Origin of the sequence: Bilophila sp. 4_1_30, from assembly GCF_000224655.1 — a bacterium.
Taxonomy (GTDB): domain Bacteria; phylum Desulfobacterota; class Desulfovibrionia; order Desulfovibrionales; family Desulfovibrionaceae; genus Bilophila; species Bilophila wadsworthia.
Window position 1 is genome coordinate 1,009,587 of the sequence record NZ_JH114232.1, and the last position, 17,731, is coordinate 1,027,317.

Consider the following 17,731-nt stretch of genomic DNA (forward strand, 5'->3'; position numbering starts at 1 on the left):
CGGCGAGCGGCTGCGCGAATTGGCCGGTCGGGCGGCTAGCTGCCGCAACGCGCTGGCGGCGATTCCCGGGCTGTGCGCCGATCGGGAGCGGACGTTTGCCGCCTTGCAGCGCGAACTGGCCGGGCTCGGGCCGGATTGGACGGCTGAGCGCGTCCAGAGGCTCGGGCGGCCTTTGTCGCTGCGTGAGGCATTGGAACGTCAGGCCGAGCAGCGGCGCAGCGCCGTTTTGGATATGGAAAACGCGCAGGCCGCCGTACGCCGCATTGCGGAGGATACAAAGGCGCTTGAGTCTGAGCTTGAGGAGCAGATGAAGCAGGCGGCAGAGGTCCCCGAGCCACTGATGACGTTGTCCGAGGCGGAGCGGGAACGTCTGCGTGAGGCCATGACGCGGGCTGAGGAGGCGCGGCGTCGGTTGCCCGAGGCGCAAACCTCGTCCGCCGAGGCGGAGCGGGAACTGGATCAGGCTTTGAGCCGGTTGGCTTTGGAGCCGGGGACGAGCGGCGGGGTGCTCGAAGCGCTGTCCGCAGGGCAGGACGCGATTACCGCGCTGGCTTCGGGAGTTGTCCATAAGGAAGTTGAGCGGAAAGACCGTGAGCGCCGGGTTGCGGCGGCTGATTCCGATGCGGAACGTGCGGGGGAAACGCTGGCGCGTTTGCGTGAGCGTCGGGCGGCATGTCCCGCCCGTTCCGCCGTGGACGCACAGTGGGCGGCATTGCGGCGTTTACGTTCCTCCTTGTCCCGGCTGGCTGTGGAGCATGTGCGCTTTACCGATGCCGAATCCCGCTGCGCCGAGCATGGGGCCGCTTCCGGGACGGAATCCAGCCCGGCTATTGTCGTGCTCGGTTCCGTACTGGCGGTGCTCGGGGGTGCCGGGGCCGTCCTTCGCGGCGTGTTGGAAGTAGCTTTCCTGCGGCTCGGGTCGGTCGCCTTGCCTCTTGAAGGCTGGCTGCTCGGTGCGTTCCTCCTGGTCGGCGGTGCGTTCGTATGGGCCGGGTTTCCGCGCCGGAAAGAACGCCGACCGGAATTTACAGCCACGGCGGAGCGGCTTCAGCAGCGGCGGACAGCCTGTTTGCAGCGGGTGCAGGCCGTGCAGCGGGAGATCGGGGAATTGTGCCGGACGGTCGGCCTTTCCGATGCGGAAGAGGCAACCGTGGACGCTTTCGAGCGCGCGGTGGAGCTGGCGCGGGAACGGTGCGCCGCCGGGGAACGTCTGGCGGAGGAGATACAGCGCCAAGAGGCGGTTTGCGCCGAAGCCGAACGCCATGCGCAAACGGAGCGGGCCGCTTTGGAGCAGGCATCGGCGGACGAGCGGGCGGCAATGGCCCGATGGTCGGCATGGTTCCAGACGCATGGCGCGGATGCGCCTTTGCCCGGCGAGGCGGCGGTTTTCTGCGCCCGCGTGGACAGCGCCCGGATGCGGCTTGCCTCGGCTCAAGCCAAGCGCCGGGAATTGGCGGCGCTGGAGGCGGATCGCGCCGCCTTGCCGGAGTGTGTGCGCTCTTTGCTTTCCGAGGCCTTTTACTCCGGGAATGATGACATACGGGCCGCCGAGGCGGCGCGGAACGCGCTGAGTCTGTGTCGTGAGGCCGATCGGCTGTGCGACGAGCGGCGACGCTTGGAAGAGTCGGTTCAGGCCATGACCCTCCAGCTGACGCGCTTGGAACAGTCCCGTCTGGGAGCGGAAGACGCTCTTGAGGCGGCTCGTGTCCGGCAGGTTGCAGCGGATGCGGCATGGGAAGGTTTTCTGGGGGGGCTTGGTCTGGCAGCCGGATTGTCTCCGGCGACGGCCCGGGAAGCGCTGGAGCGGATGGATCGCGTACAGGCGCTGGAAGCCGAGCTCCTGCGGCTTGACGAGGAGCTGGAGCGGCAGGAGCGCGAACGTGACGCCCTCCGTATGCCGCTTCGGGAGATCCTGCGGCAGCTTGGCCGTCTGCCGGATGCCAGCGCGAACAACGCAGCGGAAGAGCCGGATTGGCCCGGATGCCTGGAAGCGCTGTTGCGCGAATGGGAGTCCGCCCGTGCCGAAAACGCCGAGGTTGTGCGTCTCCGCGCCCGATCCGAAGAACAGGCCGTGGAAGTCCGGGAGGCTGAGGCCGTCCATCATGACGCCGTGCGGGAAGTGGAACGTCTCCTCAATATGGCGCAGGTGCCCGATGCCGAGGCGTTTTATCGGAGGCACGGGGCAAAGCTGGAACGGGAAGCGCTCGAGCGCCGCCGCGAAGATCTGGAGGATGCCCTGCGTCTGGCGGCTCGGGATCTATATGGGGCGGATGCCGATATTCCGGCGTTTTTCGCCTCGTTCGGCGAGGCGGACAAAGAGGTCTTGGAAGCGGAGCTCGCAAGCCTCGCGGGCCGCCTGTCCATGCTTGTGGACGAAGAGGAGCGGCTTGCCGATTCCCTGCGTACGCAGGAAGCCCGTCTGGAACAGGCCGAGGGATCGGAAACGCTTTCCCGTCTGCGCCTTCGGGCTGCGTCGCTTTCCGGGACCATACGGGGCTTGGGCTTGGAATGGAGCCGGTACGCGCTGGCCCGGCATCTGCTGCTTGAAGCGCGCGGGCGGTTCGAAAAAGAACGCCAGCCCGGCGTCATCCGTGCGGCCTCCGCGTTGTTTTCCGCCATTACGGGCGGCGCGTGGGTCGGCATTGCTGCCTCGCTGGAAGACAGTTCTTTGCGCGTCCTCCCTCCGCACGGCGAACCGGTCAGTCCCGAAGTGCTGAGCCGGGGCACGCAGGAGCAGCTCTATCTGGCCCTGCGGCTCGCGCATATCCGCAACCACGCGGCGCAGGCCGCCGCATTGCCGGTCATCATGGACGACGTATTAGTCAACTTTGATCCCGATCGCGCCCTGCGTACGGCTCAAACCTTCGGCGATCTGGCTTCTTCGCAAGAAGGTTCGCCGGGGCATCAGCTTTTGTACTTCACTTGCCACCCGCATATGGCGGACATGCTCCGCAAGGCCGTCCCCGGCGTCGGGCTGTATGTCATGGAGAGGGGAACGATCCGGGAAGAGGAATGACGGGCAAAGGGTGATTCGAAGAGGCGGTGGTTTTACGAGATCTGTCTGGTAATTTCTCTTTTTGTGGGCTGTTCCTTGAATCTCTTCGGCTCGTGGAGGAGATTGCCGGCGGGCATTCCGTACCGTGAACAATGTCCGATTGGTAGGCAGAGATTGTGAGACCTGTGGTGGAAGCGGGGAACGATGGGTTCGAAGCGCAGCGTATGGTGTGGAGCCGCATTTAAAGAATGGCAAGAGGCACTGTGCTCCATCCGCAGTGATACGATCCTCCGGGAACCGGCCATCAGAAAAAAGCCCCTGCCGGAACAGGGGCCTTTTCTATCACGGAACAAGGCTACGGACGGCTCAGGTCAAACAACAGCGGCCGGTCGGCCTCAAGAAAGGGCAGTGTTTGGGCCTCTTCGGGCGTTACCCAGCGGAAGGCCTGTCCGTCGTTGGCGACAGGCTCCCCGGAAAATTCGGTGATATGGAAGAAATGGAGCCGCACCGAGCGGAAATCGTAATCGTGCTCAACCGTGCGCCAGAGCCTCGGGTTACGGACGGATAAGGACAATTCCTCAGCGAGTTCGCGGGCGAGGGCCGCTTCCAGCGACTCGCCGGGTTCGACCTTTCCGCCGGGAAATTCCCAAAAACCGGCCTGCGGATGGCCTTCCGGACGCTGCGCCGCGAGAAACGAGCCGCCGCGCCACAAGATACCGCCCACTACTTCAATCCGTGCCTTCTCTTCCATCTTTTCCCCTCAAAAAACAAAACAGGCGTTTCGCCGCCTGCCGTCCTTTTTGCCCATAGGCTTTTCTGTCAAAGCTCGCCGTCGGCTGAAAGCGAGCGCGCTTATGCCGATGGACTTTATTTTTTCCCCTGCATCCAACGGGATTTCCGTCGTGCGGCCTTCCCGCCGGTCAAAGTATCGGGAGGGAGAAGGGGCGCAAACCACGCTGGCAGGTTTGGGGAAGAGAGGGGCCGTTCTCCAGAAACGCTCTCTCCCTTCCCCAATCCATTCTAGTTCTTCGTGAGATACTCGGCGATCATCGCGTCGTAGCGCGAGGTCTTGGCGAACGTACGGGCGGCCATGCGCTGCCGGAAAGGCAGGGAAACGCTCATACCGTTGGCCTTGAGTTCCGCCGTGGCTTCCGCGTAGGTATCGGGATCGGACAGTACGAGGATACTGTGGAAGTTTTTGGACGCCGCGCGGAGCATACAGGGGCCCCCGATATCGATTTCCTCAATGGCTTCGCGGGGCTTCAACCCCTTGGCCAGAGCGCTCTCGAAATCGTAAAGGTTCACGCAGATGAGATCAAATGCCTTGATTCCCTTTTCTTTCAGAACGGCGAGGTGCTCGGGGTTGTCCTTGTCGGCGAGGATGCCGCCGTGGATGTGGGGATGCAGCGTCTTCACCCGGCCGCCGAGGATTTCGGGGAAGCCGGTCACGTCGCTGACCGCGGTGACGGGCAGGCCCGCGTTTTCAAGGAATTTCAGCGTGCCGCCGGTGGAGACGAGCTCCACGCCGTTGGCGTGCAAAAAGGTTGCGAATTCCGCCAGTCCGTCCTTATGGGTGACGCTGAGCAGAGCCCGCCTGATGGGAAGGAAATCCATTCGATTCGCTCCTGATCCGGGTTGGGCGAGAAAGGGAGAGGCCGGGAAGGCGTCTCCTCTTAGTGGTGCATGTGATCGCCTTTTTTGATACGATAAAAAGCCGTCGCCACAATGACGCAGAAATACACGAAAATAAGCGATACGCCCACAAATCCCTGCGGCGTGGAGTGCATGGCGTTGCTGACCAGCTCGTTGAACATGGCGGACTCCTTGGCTCTTCCGGCCCCGAACGCCGAAGGGATTTTTCCGGCGGACGTGGTCGAGACGTTAAAGTATTACATTGCCCGGCTTGCGACAAAAGTCAAGCGGGAGCTTCGGAGGAAGCATGGCCAAACCATTTGTAAATCCCTTTGTTTCCGGCCAGTTCCTCGAACTGCGCGTGGATGCGCTGGTGTCCGACGGGCGCGGCCTCGGGCGTCATGACGGCGTGGTCGTACTTGTCGAGGATGCCTTGCCGGGGCAGCTTGTGCGTGCGCAGGTCGCCGCCGTGCGGAAGAGCCTTGCGGAAGCCGCACTTGTTGAAGTGCTCGAGCGCTCTCCGGATGAACAGGAGCCGCCGTGCCCCCATGCCGGACGGTGCGGTGGATGTTCGTGGCAATCGTTGGCGTATGACCGCCAGCTCGCATGGAAAGAGCGCATCGTGCACGACGCGCTGGAGCGGGTGGGCAAGGTGGCGTGTCCGCCCATGCTGCCTATCCTGTCCTCCCCCTCCGAGTGGGGATACCGCAACAAGATGGAGTTCGCCTTTGGGGTGTCCGGAGACGGCGGCAAGGCGCTCGGGCTGCGGGAACGCGGTTCGCGCAACATCGTCGAGGTGACGGGATGCCTGTTGCAGACGCCGTTGACCATGCGGGTTCTTGAAGCTGTGCGGATGTTGTCCAATGGGGCGTTTCACGATCTGGACGGGCGGTTCCTCGTCGTCAGAGAGCCCAATGCGGGCGGTTGCTTTGTGGAATTGATTGTGGGAGCCGGTGGGAGCCTTGAGGCAGGGGAACGGTTCGCGGCGGCGCTGCGGACGGAAATTCCCGAAGTGACGGGTTTCGCGCTGTCGGAACGTCTGGCTCCCAGCGATGTGGCCTACGGCGAGCGGGCTCTGTACGCGGACGGTCGGCTTGAGGAGCGGATCGGAGATGTCCGGTTGCAGATGGGGCACAACGCTTTTTTTCAGGTGAATACGCCCGCCGCCGAGTTGCTGTATGCGGAGGCTGCCCGGTTTGCCGCACTTGAGGAACTGCCGGATCCTGTTCTGTGGGACGTGTACGGCGGCGTGGGCTCCATCGGGCTGTACATGGGGCGCAATGCGCGGGTTGTGGGCATTGAGGAAATGCCCGGCGCGGTGCGTTATGCCCGCGGCAATGCGAAGGCGCTGGGCAGGAAGGCGTACAAGGTGGAGCAGGGCGACGCCAAGTCCGTGCTCGGGCGTCTGGTGAAGCTCGGCCCCAAGCCGGATGTGGTGGTGGTCGATCCGCCGCGTGCCGGGATTGATGCCAAGGTCGCGCAGCAGCTTGCCGAGGCGGCCCCGTTGCGGCTTATATACGTTTCGTGCAACCCCGCGACGCTGGCCCGCGACGTGGCCCGTCTGGCTCCGGCTTTCCGCCTGAAAGCCGCCCGGCCTGTGGACTTGTTCCCACAGACGCCGCATGTGGAGACGGTGGCCCTGCTGGAACGCGCGTGATTTCAGACTGCGAGGCGAACGATGAAAGTCATCGGCATCAATGGAAGCGCCCGCAAGGATGGGAATACTTCTCTTCTCATCAAGGCGGTTTTTGCGGAGCTGGAGGCGGAAGGCATTGAAACGGAGCTCGTGCAGTTGCATGGCAAGGCTCTTGAGCCCTGCAAGGCCTGCTTCGGGTGCGGGGAGAAGCGTCAATGCGTTGTAAAGACAGATTTTTTCAATGAATGTTTTGCCCAAATGGTGGAGGCGGACGGCATAGTGCTCGGCTCCCCTGTTTATTCCGCCGATGTTACGGCAGGGATGAAGGCTTTCCTCGAGCGCGCGGGCGTCGTCGTGGCGACGAATCCGGGTATGCTCCGGCACAAGGTTGGGGCCTCCGTAGCGGCGGTGCGGCGCGGGGGCGGCCTGGCCGCCGTGGACACGATGAACCATTTCCTTTTGAATAAAGAGGTCATCGTGGTCGGTTCGACCTATTGGAATATGGCCTACGGGAGGGATGTCGGAGATGTCCTGAACGATGCCGAGGGGATGGCCAATATGCGCAATCTTGGGCAGAACATGGCGTTTGTGCTGAAAAAAATCAGACAGGCGCGGTGACGGGGAACAAGCCGAGGGAGGGAGTCCTCTTCCGTGTTTTTCCTCCGTTTCCATCCTCTTTTCAGCATGGCGGGCGTAACCGCGGTTTCAGCTCTCGGCCTTTTCTGCGTAATCACTGCCGCGGCATGGGAATGGCGTGCGGAGATCGTTCGGAAGGGAAAAACGGGTTGACGCACGATGTCCGATTCCCTATAGACTCATTCCTTTCCGTCACGGCATTGTGCCGGGCGTGGGAGCGAAAGGAGAAAGGGAACCATGCTTGCGTATCTTCAGGGCCTGTCGCTTGGGCTGGCATATGTCGCGCCCATCGGCGTGCAGAATCTTTTCGTCATCAATGCCGGCCTGTCCCAGCCTCGGGCGGCGGCCTACCGGACGGCGCTCATCGTCATTTTTTTTGATGTGACCCTTGCGCTTGCCGGTTTTTTCGGCATCGGCGCACTGATCGAACATTCCGAGCTTATCCGAAAGGGCGTTTTGCTGGCTGGCAGCCTTGTAGTGATGTACATGGGGCTCCGGCTCATGCTGTCCCGCGAGGTCGCCGGTCCGGCGATCAACGTGAACATCCCGCTCATGAAGACCATCGGCATGGCCTGTGTCGTGACGTGGTTCAATCCGCAGGCGATCATCGACGTGTCGCTGCTGCTCGGGTCCTTCCGGGTGGCCTTGCCGCCCGAGGAGTCCGGCCTGTTCCTCTGGGGCGTGGTCTGCGCGTCCTGCCTCTGGTTCCTGTCCCTGACCACCATTTCCTCACTCTTCAAGAACCGGTTCACGCCGCGCCTGTTGCGCATCATCAACCTTGTCTGCGGCCTGATTATCTTTTTCTATGGCGTGAAGCTCGGCTGGTCGTTCGTGGAGTTATGGCAGAGTGTATTTTGAGTGTATTGGGGAAGGGAGAACCTTTTTAACGTTACTGCTTTCAACCACAACGGCCTTGCGAGAATACTCTTTCTTGTGATGGCGGCCTGAAAAAACAAAGCCCTTTCCCGCACACCGGAAAAGGGCTTTGTTTTATGGGGAACGTAGCCGTTCCAAAACGGAAAAGCCTTTGCAAAGGGAAGGAAATGTTTTCCCCCCTTTACAAAATAGCGCTACTCTTCCTCGCCGATATGTTCCTCGGCTTCGAGGGATTCGGCGCGGCGGATGATTTCCTCAAGCTGGATGTCGGCGCCGAGGACACCGATGATCTCGTCGTTGGCATCGGTGATCACCGTGGACACGGTGATGATGAGCTGCCCGGTGACCTGCGACTGGTGCACATTCATGATGTGCAGCTTGCCGGTGCGCATGGGCTGCTGGAACCATTCGCGGTTTGAGTAGTCGAACCCGATCGGGAAGGCCTTATAGCCCTTCTGATCGCCGGGATCGCTGATGGCGATGGCCGTGGAGTGCCCCTTGACGTCAGTGACGTAGACATATTGGATGAACGAGTAGTCGCGCACGAACTGCTGGAGCTGTGCGGTGAGCGTTTCGGTATCCGATGTCGTCTGGCAGTCGCGGGACAGGCGCTCCACAAGGTTGGAGGCCAGTTCCCCGGCGATGCGCTTCATCTGGTCGAACTCGCTGTCGAAGAGCTCAGGCATGAAACGGCGGACGAGGTTCTTGATTTCCTTGTTGGAGAAGGAGGTGTTGCGGCCTTCTTCGTAGGCGGCCATGATCTTGGTGTGGATCTGGCCGACGGCGGGATGCTTCTTGGAGACTTGCCGTTCCGGCGGCAGGTTGAACTGCTGGTTGATCCAGTAGGCCACGCCCGCGCGTCCCGCCTTGTCGTTGATGATGATCGGCACGGAGCGGTTGAGGATCTTGGTGGTGTCGAAGATGTTGTAGATCTCTTCATTCTTCGCCAGCCCGTCGACGTGGATGCCCGCGCTGGTGGCGTTGAAGTCCTTGCCCGCGAAGGGATAGTTGTCCGGAATGCGGTAGTCGAGTTCCTTCTCGAAATACTGGGCGATTTCCGTGATGACGGTGGGATCGGCGGCCTCGTCGTTGCCGGTGAGGGAAATGTAGTCGATGACCAGCGCTTCGAGGGGCGCGTTGCCGGTGCGTTCGCCAAAGCCCATGAGCGTGCCGTTGACGCCGCCGCAGCCGTACAGCCATGCGGTCACGCCGTTGACGAGCACCTTATGGAAGTCGTTGTGCCCGTGCCATTCGAGCCATGCGCCGGGGACGCCCGCTTCGTCGGTGAAGGCGCGGACGATGCGCTGCACGGAGCGGGGAAGCGCCGCGCCGGGGAAGGGCACGCCGTAGCCCATGGTGTCGCAGAGGCGGATCTTGATGGGCATGGACGCTTCGTGGGAGAGCTCCATGAGCTTGCGCGCGAAGGGCAGGCAGAAGCCGTAGATGTCGGCGCGGGTCACGTCTTCGAAGTGGCAGCGGGGCACGATGCCCCATTCGAGGGCCTTGGTAACGACCTTGAGGTAGTCGTTCATGGCCTGCTCGCGGGTTTTGCCGAGCTTCAGGAAGATATGGTAGTCGGACATGCTGGTGAGCAGGCCCACTTCATCGAATTCCATATCATGGGCGATCTTGAGATCGTCCATGTTGGCGCGGATCCAGCCGGTGACGCGGGGGAAGCGGTAGCCTCTGGAGCGGCAGACTTCAATAGCCTTGCGATCCTTGGGGGAATACATGAAAAATTCGGAGGCCTGGATGAGTCCGCTCTTGCCGCCGAGCTTGTGGAGCAGATCGTAGATACGGGCGATCTGCTTGACGGTATAAGGGGGTCGGGCTTGCTGGCCGTCACGGAAGGTTGTGTCGGTGATGAACATGGGATCGGCCGGGCGGGGGACGAGGAATGTATCGTCGAATTCGATGCGGCTGACATGCGTATATGGGAAAACGTCGCGGTACAGTTCGGGTTCGACGCGGTTGTCCAGCGTCAGGGGGCGGGAAGCATGTTTTTGATACAGTAAGCTCATTGTGCGGTTCCTCCTGAGGTAAGGTAATCTCCGTATAAGCTACGGAAGCACTTTAGTACGTGTGGACAACAAGACGAAAAAGGTCTTTGGGGATCTTTTCCTCAAGCTAACGACTATAGCGCATTTTCATGTGAACCGAAAGGAAATTTTCTTGCGTAAAAACGGTCCGGAATATGGAAGAAAGAGTACAATTCCGCCCTGATGCCGGAACCGATCCGCAGAGTATCCCCTTCGGTGAAGCCAACCCCTTGCGGACCGGGCCCGCGAGGGATAATTTATCTGAAAAGACGATGTTTCAGGGGGTTACGATGGACGCCATAAGCATTATCGCAGAGCAGCGCATTCGGGAAGCCTGCGAGCGGGGAGCTTTTGATTCCCTTCCCGGAGCGGGCAAGCCGCTGGAGTTGGAAGACGACTCGCACATCCCCGAAGACCTTCGCATGGCCTACAAGCTGTTGAAGAACGCGGGCTACGTCCCTGAAGAGGTCCTTGACCGGAAAGAGGCCCAATCCATTGTCGACGCATTGGAAAAGTGCGGGGACGAACAGGAAAAGGTCCGGCAGATGAAAAAGCTCGAAGTGGTCATTGCCCGCATCAAGGCCCGCCATCCCAACGCGCCCGTTCTCGGCGACGGCAGCCCGTACTATGAGCGGGTGGTCAGCCGGATTACCGTGAACAGGAAGGACTGAACCGCTTTTTTTCGGGTAGCGGCGCGGTATGCAACCGTTTCCAGTACCCCGTTTTGCCGCGGCGTCAGGGAAATAAAAATTCCGGATGGCCTTGCCGCGTTGATGCTATACGGCGGGTGCGTCTCCGTCTGTTGGAAACAGTACCTTGCCCCAAACCTTGCTCGGAAAGGGAGGGAGCCCTTGCCCTCCGCCTGAGGGCGCATCTCCCAACCTTTCGGGAGACGGGTACAGCCGGTGGAGGCTCCGCTTCCGTTGTCCGGCCTTCTCTTCCCTACCGCTGCACGGATGGACGTTCTTCCGCTCGCACTTCCTGCTCCTCGTCCGGGTGCTCCTCGCTCACATGGAGAAGCGAATTGGCGAGCATTTCATACAGCCAGTTGGCGTACGTCTCGCTGGACCACCCGCGCTCCTGCACCAGCATACGGTAGAGGTCGCGGCTGGTGAGGCACCAGAAGATATCCTGCGCCATACCCATGTCGAGGCCCTCTTTGAGCCGCCGCCCGCGAAGCAGGAACCGCACATGGTTTTCCTGCCTGTCTCTGTTGCTGCACCGGATTTCGTTCAGAACGCGGGCCAGCTGCGGATCGAGCATCCCCGCCCCGCGCAGCAGATCGAGGACGGGGTTCTGTGACTCGTGCACCTGCAGGACAAGCTGCGCCGTGAGCTTCAGCGCTTCGTGGATGTTCGCCGTTTCAAGTGAGCGATCGTGCAGCTCAAACACCCGCTCCGTGAAGACGGCCCGGTCCAGCAATTCGGCCACGATGCCGTTTTTGGAGCGGAAGACGGCATAGACGGTCTGCTTGGCGACACCCGCTTCTTGAGCGATGGCTTCTACCGTTGTTTTGGCGTACCCGCGCTCAAGGAAAAGGCGCTGCGTGGCGTCGAGGATGTTGGTGCGGGTCTGGTTTGCCTGGCGCTCTCGGATGGGCGAGGAATACTTGCGGGCCGTGTGTTTTTCCATCTTGACAGTCATCCTTTCGGGAAGTATAGCACTTGAACGGATAGAGCTTACTCTATTCAATTTGTTTTTGTCAAACTATGCAAGCAACCTGCGAAACGCAAGTCGCTTGTATTTTCTATGGGCGCGTGATGATTGAACCGCGCCGACAACCTGAGAGTGAGGTTATATGTTGGTGAAGCATGAACGGCGGCCCTTCCGATTCGGTGTGACTTTGTTGGCCGGGCTTCTTGGCTGCTTGTCCCTCATGGGCTGCAAGGACGAAAAGACGGGGGCCCAGTCCCAGGCGGCTCCCGCCGTGGAAGTGGCCGTGGAGATCGTGACCCCGCAGAAGGTGCTGTATACGACGGAACTTGCCGGCCGCACGTCGGGTTTCCAGATCGCTGAAGTGCGTCCGCAGGTGAGCGGCATCATCCAGAAGCGTTTCTTTGTGGAAGGCGCGGACGTCAAGGCCGGGGATGTCCTTTACCAGATTGATCCCGCCACCTATCAGGCCAATCTCGACAGCGCGAAGGCCAACCTCGCCCGCGCCGAGGCCAACGTAGCCCCCGCGCGCCTGAAGATGCAGCGTTTTAAGGATCTGGTGAACATCAGCGCGGTCAGCAAGCAGGAATTCGAAGACGCCGAGGCCGCCTACAAGCAGGCGCTCGCCGACGTGGGCGTCAACAAGGCCGCCGTGGAAAACGCGCGCATCCGTCTGGCCTATACCAAAGTGACCTCCCCCATTTCCGGGCGGAGCGGTCGCTCTTTGGTGACGCCGGGCGCGCTGGTGACGGAAAACCAGTCCAGCCCGCTGACCACCGTGCAGCAGCTCGATCCCGTCTATGTGGACGTGACCCAGTCCAGCACGGAAGTCCTGCGCCTCAAGCGTTCCCTTGAGGACGGCACGCTCCAGCGCGCCGATCAGGATCACGCGGCGGTGCGCCTGCTGCTTGAAGACGGCAGCGAGTACGGGCTTACCGGCACGCTCCAGTTCGCCGACGTGAGCGTGGACGAGAGCACCGGCATGGTGACCTTGCGGGCCATCTTCCCGAACCCCAAGCAGGAACTGCTTCCGGGCATGTACGTGCGCGCCATCCTGAACGAGGGCGTGGACGATCAGGCCATTTTGTTGCCGCAGCGCGCCCTTTTGCGCGACGCCAAGGGCAACCCCACCACGTATGTGGTCAACGCCGAAAACAAGGTTGAAATCCGTCCGCTCAAAGTGGGCCGCACGCAGGGCAACAGCTGGGTTGTGCTCGACGGGCTCAAGGCCGGTGACAAGGTCATCGTCGAGGGGCTCCAGAAAATCCGTCCCGGCTCGCCCGTTCGCATTGCCGAACCCACCCCGGCCAAGCAGGACGCGCCTGCTTCCGAGAAGCGGTAGGGGGCTTTTTCATGGCACGTTTCTTTATCGATCGTCCCGTCTTTGCATGGGTGATCGCCATTATTATCATGCTGGCGGGCGGGATTTCCATCCTCAACCTGCCGATCTCGCAGTACCCGTCCATCGCCCCGCCGACCATCGGCATCAGGGCGCAGTATCCCGGCGCGTCCGCCCAGACCGTGCAGGACACCGTCACGCAGGTCATCGAACAGAACATGAACGGCCTCGACTACCTGCTGTACATGTCCTCGACCAGCGACTCCTCGGGGCAGGCGGAAATCACCCTGACCTTCAGCGCGGACGCCAACCCGGACATCGCACAGGTGCAGGTCCAGAACAAGCTCCAGCTCGCCACCCCTCTGCTCCCGCAGGAAGTGCAGCGGCAGGGCATTTCCGTGGCCAAGCGCGGCGCGAACTTCCTCAAGGTATACGCCTTCGTGTCCGAAGACGGCAGCATGGACAACGCGGACATCGCGGACTATGTGGCGACGAACCTCAAGGACGCCATCAGCCGTATCTCCGGCGTCGGCGAAGTCTCCCTGTTCGGCAGCCAGTACGGTATGCGCATCTGGCTCGATCCGCATAAGCTGCAAAGCTACAAGCTGATGCCGAGCGACGTCATCAACGCGCTCAACGCGCAGAACGCGCAGGTTTCCGCCGGTCAGCTCGGCGGCACGCCGTCCGTTCCGGGCCAGCAGATGAACCTCGCCATTTCGGTGCAGGAGCGTTTGCAGACTCCGGAACAGTTCAGCAACGTCATCCTGCGCACCAATCCCGACGGTTCGCTTATCCGCGTGAAGGACGTGGCCCGCGTGGAGCTGGGCAGCGAAAACTATTCCACGCTGAGCCGCTACAACGGCAAGCCCGCCACCGGTATCGCGGTGAAGCTCGCCACCGGCGCGAACGCGCTGGAAACGGCGGGCAACATCGACAACTATCTCAAGGACGCCGAAGCCTTCTTCCCGCAGGGCCTGAAGGCCGTGTATCCCTTCGACACCACCCCGGTGGTGGAAATCTCCATCCATGAAGTGGTGAAGACACTCGGCGAAGCCGTGCTTCTGGTGTTTCTGGTCATGTACCTGTTCCTCCAGAACTTCCGCGCAACCCTCATCCCGACCATCGCGGTGCCCGTCGTGCTTCTCGGCACGTTCGGCGTGCTGTCGGCGTTCGGTTATTCCATCAACACGCTGACCATGTTCGCGGTGGTGCTCGCCATCGGCCTCCTCGTGGACGACGCCATCGTCGTCGTTGAAAACGTGGAGCGCGTGATGAGCGAGGACAAGCTCTCGCCCAAAGAGGCCGCCCGGAAATCCATGGATCAGATCACCGGCGCTCTGGTCGGCATCGCTATGGTGCTGTCCGCCGTGTTCATCCCCATGGCCTTCTTCGGCGGGTCCGTGGGCGTCATCTACCGGCAGTTCTCGGTGACCATCGTTTCGGCCATGGTGCTGTCGGTGGTGGTCGCCATCGTGCTGACCCCGGCCCTCTGCGCCACGATGCTGAAACCCATCGGCGGGGATCACGTGCATTCGCAGCACGGCTTCTTCGGCTGGTTCAACCGCTGGTTCGACAGCGCCACGCTGCGCTACCAGTCCGGCGTGTCCTACGTCATCCGGCGCGCGGGCCGTTTCATGATCATCTATCTGGTGCTTATCGGCGGCCTGGTCTTCATGTTCAAGACCTTGCCCACGGGCTTCCTGCCCGATGAGGACCAGGGCATGCTGTTCGCCCAGATCCAGCTGCCCACCGGCTCGACGCAGGAAGAGACCACCAAGGTGCTGGAGCGGGTCGAACGCTACTTCCTCGAAGAGGAAAAGGAATCCATCGACAGTCTGATGGGCGTTCTCGGGTTCAGCTTCGCGGGCAACGGCCAGAACATGGCTATGGCCTTCGTGCGCCTCAAGGACTGGAGCGAGCGTCAGGACCCGTCCCTCAAGGTGGACGCCGTGTCCAAGCGCGCCATGGCGGCGTTCTCGAAAATCCGCAATGCGCAGGTGTTCGCATTCGCGCCGCCCGCCATTATGGAACTCGGCAACGCGACCGGTTTCGACTTCCAGTTGCAGGACAAGTCCGGCCTCGGGCATGAGGCGCTTTTGCAGGCCCGTAACCAGCTTCTCGGCATGGCCGCCCAGAACAAGAATCTGGTGGCCGTGCGTCCCAACGGGCAGGAAGACCAGCCGCAGCTGCGCGTCGACATCGACCGTGAGAAGGCGGGCGCGCTCAGCCTGAGCCTGGCCGACATCAACGCGGCGCTTTCGACCGTCTGGGGCAGCTCCTACGCGGACGACTTCCTCGACAAGGGCCGCGTCAAAAAGGTGTACGTGCAGGGCGACGCGCCGTTCCGTATGGTTCCGGAAGACATGGAAAAATGGTTCTTCCGCAACTCCAAGGGCGAAATGGTTCCCTTCTCCTCGTTCGCTTCGGCGCACTGGGAGTACGCCCCCGCGCGTCTGGAACGCTACAACGGCGTTCCGGCCGTGCAGATCCTCGGTATGCCCGCGCCGGGCGTGAGCTCCGGTACGGCCATGTTGGAAATGGAGAAGATCGCCAGCCAGCTCCCGCAGGGCATCGGCTACGAATGGACCGGGTTGTCCTATCAGGAACGCCTTTCCGGATCACAGGCTCCGGCCCTGTTCGCCCTGTCCATCCTTGTGGTGTTCCTGTGCCTCGCGGCCTTGTATGAAAGCTGGTCCGTGCCGTTTGCGGTTATCCTCGTGGTTCCCCTCGGTGTGCTCGGCGCACTCGGCGCGGCGAACATGCGGATGCTTTCCAATGACGTGTATTTCCAGGTGGGCCTGCTCGCCACCATTGGTCTGTCGGCGAAGAACGCCATTCTGATCGTTGAATTCGCCAAGGAATTGCATGATAAGGGAGGCGATCTCATCGAGGCGACCATTGAGGCGTCGCGTATGCGCTTGCGTCCTATCTTGATGACCTCGTTGGCCTTCCTGCTCGGCATCCTGCCCCTTGCCATCAGCACGGGCGCTGGTGCCGGCGGCCAGAACGCCATCGGCACGGGCGTCATGGGCGGCACGTTCGCGGCAACGGCCCTCGGGATTTTCTACATCCCGGTGTTCTTCGTCGTGGTGACCTCCGTATTCTCGTTCCGCTGGAAGTGGAAGAAGTCGAAGCGTCGCCGCACGGCCAACATCGTTGAAACCATACCGGGAGATTCCCACAAATGATGTCAGCAAAGTATATGGCGCTCGCGCTGGCGGTGCTGTTGCCCGGCTGCACGATGGCCCCGAACTACGTCCGCCCGGAGGCCCCGGTGGCGGAGGCCTGGCCCGACGACCTCATGCCCAAGGGCACGGTCCTCGCCCAGCCTACCGATCAGCTGGCTTCGGAAATCGGATGGAAGACGTTCTTCTCCGATCAGCACCTTCAGCGGCTCATTCAGCTTGCTCTGGACAACAACCGGGATCTGCGCGTCTCCGCGCTGAACATCGAGCGTGCCCGCGGCTTGTACCAGGTACAGCGCGCGGACCTGATGCCCGGGGTTTCCGCTTCCGGCGAGTCCTCCAACAAGGGCGTTTCCGCCGACTTGTCCACCACGGGCGAACAGACTGTTTCCCGCCAGCACGCGCTCAGCGTCGGCGTGACCAGTTATGAGCTCGATTTCTTCGGGCGTATCCAAAGCCTCAAGGACAAAGCTCTGGAAACCTACCTCGGCACCGAGGAGGCGTATCGGAGCGCCCGCCTGAGCCTGGTTTCGGAAGTGGCGCAGGCGTATCTGGCGCTGGTGGCGGACCGCGAGCGTCTGAACATCGCTACGGAAACGCTCAAGAGCCAACAGGCTTCATACGAAATGATCGCGCGGCGCCATTCCGTGGGCGTTTCGTCCGAGCTGGATCTGCGCCAGGCGCAGACCAGCGTGGATACGGCGCGGGTGGACATTGCCCGTTACAGCGGGCAGGTGGCCAAGGATATCACGGCGCTCAGCCTGCTCGCGGGTACGAAAGTGACCCCGGACATGCTGCCCGCCAAGGCGCTCTCCGAGCTTCCGGTCTGGCCGGATATTCCGGTGAGCCTGCCCTCCACGGTGCTCCTCCAGCGCCCGGACATCCTTCAGGCCGAGCATACGCTCAAGGCCGCCAACGCGGACATCGGCGCGGCGCGGGCGAATTTCTTCCCCCGCATTTCGTTGACCGCGAACATCGGCACGGCCTCGAACGAGCTGTCCCATCTCTTTGACGGCGGTACGGGCATCTGGACTTTCCTGCCGCAGGTCAGCCTGCCGATCTTCGAGGGTGGGCGGAACGTCGCCAACCTGCGTGTTTCCGAAGCCGACAAGAAGATAGCTGTGGCGAATTATGAGAAGGCCATTCAGTCCGCGTTCCGGGAAGTGTCTGACGCGCTGATCGACCGCGTATCCCTTGCCGGACAGCTTGAGGCGCAGAAATCGCTTGTTCATGCGACTTCCGAGACGTACCGCCTGTCCGGGGAGCGCTACAATCAGGGCATCGACAGCTATCTGGCCGTGCTCGATTCCCAGCGTGCGATGTACAGTTCGCAGCTTAACCTCATCTCTGTTCGCGTCGCCCGCGAGCAGAACCTTATCATGCTCTACAAGGCCCTTGGGGGCGGCGTGAAGGAATAGGGGTATAAAGATTGGAGGGGGGCGGGCCTTTCTGAAGAATCCCCATGAAGGGGACAAGCGCCCCTCCCGCCCCCCTCCAACCCTCCCCCCACTCTCCCAAAGACTTTTGACTTTATTGAATCCCTATCGCAGGGATGTGCATATGAAAAGGAACCTTCTCCGTTTCCGGGGAAGGTTCCTTTTTTATTTAGGAAATGAGAAAGTCGAAGGTATGTTGAAAAGAAGTCGGAATTCCCGAAAAACAGGAAAGCCGTCATGGGGGATTCGATAAGGTCAAAAGTCTTTGGAGGGAGAGAGGAGGGGGGTGAGGGGGGAGGGGAGA

At 61.6% G+C, this 17,731-nt stretch carries 13 protein-coding genes; 8 read left to right on the plus strand and 5 right to left on the minus strand.

Going from position 1 to position 17,731, the window contains the following annotated elements; all coding sequences use genetic code 11:
- Positions 1–3,016 (plus strand): hypothetical protein (locus tag HMPREF0178_RS11080; protein ID WP_009733484.1); only part of this gene is annotated, 3,016 nt, incomplete at its 5' end.
- A 334-nt stretch (positions 3,017–3,350) separates the two neighbouring features.
- Here HMPREF0178_RS11080 and HMPREF0178_RS11085 read toward each other — a convergent pair.
- The 3 genes from HMPREF0178_RS11085 to HMPREF0178_RS22015 all read right to left on the minus strand — a co-directional run bounded on the left by HMPREF0178_RS11085 (position 3,351) and on the right by HMPREF0178_RS22015 (position 4,809).
- Positions 3,351–3,746, minus strand: coding sequence for a (deoxy)nucleoside triphosphate pyrophosphohydrolase (locus HMPREF0178_RS11085; protein WP_009733485.1), 396 nt, complete (start codon positions 3,744–3,746; stop codon positions 3,351–3,353).
- 269 nt (positions 3,747–4,015) lie between these two features.
- A complete protein-coding gene (locus HMPREF0178_RS11090; protein ID WP_009733486.1) occupies positions 4,016–4,609 on the minus strand; it encodes an IMP cyclohydrolase in 594 nt (197 codons plus the stop codon).
- Between the two features lie 59 nt (positions 4,610–4,668).
- Positions 4,669–4,809 carry a hypothetical protein gene (locus tag HMPREF0178_RS22015; RefSeq protein ID WP_005025216.1) on the minus strand — a complete coding sequence of 47 codons (141 nt, stop codon included), beginning with the start codon at positions 4,807–4,809 and terminating at the stop codon, positions 4,669–4,671.
- A 125-nt stretch (positions 4,810–4,934) separates the two neighbouring features.
- Here HMPREF0178_RS22015 and rlmD point away from each other — a divergent pair, with 125 nt between their 5' ends.
- The 3 genes from rlmD (at position 4,935) to HMPREF0178_RS11105 (ending at position 7,757) form a co-directional block, all read left to right on the plus strand.
- On the plus strand, positions 4,935–6,284 hold the full coding sequence (gene rlmD / locus HMPREF0178_RS11095) for a 23S rRNA (uracil(1939)-C(5))-methyltransferase RlmD (protein WP_009733487.1): 1,350 nt from the start codon (positions 4,935–4,937) through the stop codon (positions 6,282–6,284).
- A gap of 21 nt (positions 6,285–6,305) precedes the next feature.
- The gene (locus HMPREF0178_RS11100) at positions 6,306–6,881 is read left to right on the plus strand and encodes a flavodoxin family protein (protein ID WP_009733488.1); all 576 of its coding nucleotides are present in this window, start codon (positions 6,306–6,308) and stop codon (positions 6,879–6,881) included.
- 255 nt (positions 6,882–7,136) lie between these two features.
- Positions 7,137–7,757, plus strand: a complete 621-nt coding sequence (locus HMPREF0178_RS11105; protein WP_009733489.1) for a LysE/ArgO family amino acid transporter — start codon at positions 7,137–7,139, stop codon at positions 7,755–7,757.
- A 212-nt stretch (positions 7,758–7,969) separates the two neighbouring features.
- Here the strand turns inward: HMPREF0178_RS11105 and HMPREF0178_RS11110 are convergent, their stop codons facing one another.
- Positions 7,970–9,796 (minus strand): cache domain-containing protein, encoded by a 1,827-nt coding sequence (locus HMPREF0178_RS11110; RefSeq protein ID WP_009733490.1) that lies wholly within the window; start codon positions 9,794–9,796, stop codon positions 7,970–7,972.
- 173 nt (positions 9,797–9,969) lie between these two features.
- Here HMPREF0178_RS11110 and HMPREF0178_RS11115 point away from each other — a divergent pair, with 173 nt between their 5' ends.
- Complete coding sequence (locus HMPREF0178_RS11115; RefSeq protein ID WP_369737191.1) at positions 9,970–10,485, plus strand: DnaJ family domain-containing protein; 516 nt, start codon at positions 9,970–9,972, stop codon at positions 10,483–10,485.
- A gap of 271 nt (positions 10,486–10,756) precedes the next feature.
- Here the strand turns inward: HMPREF0178_RS11115 and HMPREF0178_RS11120 are convergent, their stop codons facing one another.
- The gene (locus tag HMPREF0178_RS11120) at positions 10,757–11,446 is read right to left on the minus strand and encodes a TetR/AcrR family transcriptional regulator (protein WP_009733492.1); all 690 of its coding nucleotides are present in this window, start codon (positions 11,444–11,446) and stop codon (positions 10,757–10,759) included.
- A gap of 166 nt (positions 11,447–11,612) precedes the next feature.
- Between HMPREF0178_RS11120 and HMPREF0178_RS11125 the strand changes: the two genes are divergently transcribed.
- The 3 genes from HMPREF0178_RS11125 to HMPREF0178_RS11135 are packed head-to-tail and all read left to right on the plus strand — an operon-like array spanning position 11,613 to position 17,409.
- Complete coding sequence (locus HMPREF0178_RS11125) at positions 11,613–12,809, plus strand: efflux RND transporter periplasmic adaptor subunit (protein ID WP_009733493.1); 1,197 nt, start codon at positions 11,613–11,615, stop codon at positions 12,807–12,809.
- 11 nt (positions 12,810–12,820) lie between these two features.
- Positions 12,821–15,994 carry an efflux RND transporter permease subunit gene (locus HMPREF0178_RS11130; RefSeq protein ID WP_009733494.1) on the plus strand — a complete coding sequence of 1,058 codons (3,174 nt, stop codon included), beginning with the start codon at positions 12,821–12,823 and terminating at the stop codon, positions 15,992–15,994.
- Entirely contained in the window at positions 15,991–17,409 is a 1,419-nt protein-coding gene (locus HMPREF0178_RS11135; protein ID WP_009733495.1) for an efflux transporter outer membrane subunit, read from the plus strand. The genes HMPREF0178_RS11130 and HMPREF0178_RS11135 overlap by 4 nt, the downstream gene beginning before the upstream one ends.
- The last annotated feature ends 322 nt before the right edge of the window (positions 17,410–17,731 follow it).

Coding starts and splice junctions, on each gene's coding strand:
- HMPREF0178_RS11085 (WP_009733485.1), bottom strand. CDS start 3,746: ATGGAAGAGAAGGCACGGATTGAAGTAGTGGGCGGTATCTTGTGGCGC.
- HMPREF0178_RS11090 (WP_009733486.1), bottom strand. CDS start 4,609: ATGGATTTCCTTCCCATCAGGCGGGCTCTGCTCAGCGTCACCCATAAG.
- HMPREF0178_RS22015 (WP_005025216.1), bottom strand. CDS start 4,809: ATGTTCAACGAGCTGGTCAGCAACGCCATGCACTCCACGCCGCAGGGA.
- rlmD (WP_009733487.1), top strand. CDS start 4,935: ATGGCCAAACCATTTGTAAATCCCTTTGTTTCCGGCCAGTTCCTCGAA.
- HMPREF0178_RS11100 (WP_009733488.1), top strand. CDS start 6,306: ATGAAAGTCATCGGCATCAATGGAAGCGCCCGCAAGGATGGGAATACT.
- HMPREF0178_RS11105 (WP_009733489.1), top strand. CDS start 7,137: ATGCTTGCGTATCTTCAGGGCCTGTCGCTTGGGCTGGCATATGTCGCG.
- HMPREF0178_RS11110 (WP_009733490.1), bottom strand. CDS start 9,796: ATGAGCTTACTGTATCAAAAACATGCTTCCCGCCCCCTGACGCTGGAC.
- HMPREF0178_RS11115 (WP_369737191.1), top strand. CDS start 9,970: ATGGAAGAAAGAGTACAATTCCGCCCTGATGCCGGAACCGATCCGCAG.
- HMPREF0178_RS11120 (WP_009733492.1), bottom strand. CDS start 11,446: ATGGAAAAACACACGGCCCGCAAGTATTCCTCGCCCATCCGAGAGCGC.
- HMPREF0178_RS11125 (WP_009733493.1), top strand. CDS start 11,613: ATGTTGGTGAAGCATGAACGGCGGCCCTTCCGATTCGGTGTGACTTTG.
- HMPREF0178_RS11130 (WP_009733494.1), top strand. CDS start 12,821: ATGGCACGTTTCTTTATCGATCGTCCCGTCTTTGCATGGGTGATCGCC.
- HMPREF0178_RS11135 (WP_009733495.1), top strand. CDS start 15,991: ATGATGTCAGCAAAGTATATGGCGCTCGCGCTGGCGGTGCTGTTGCCC.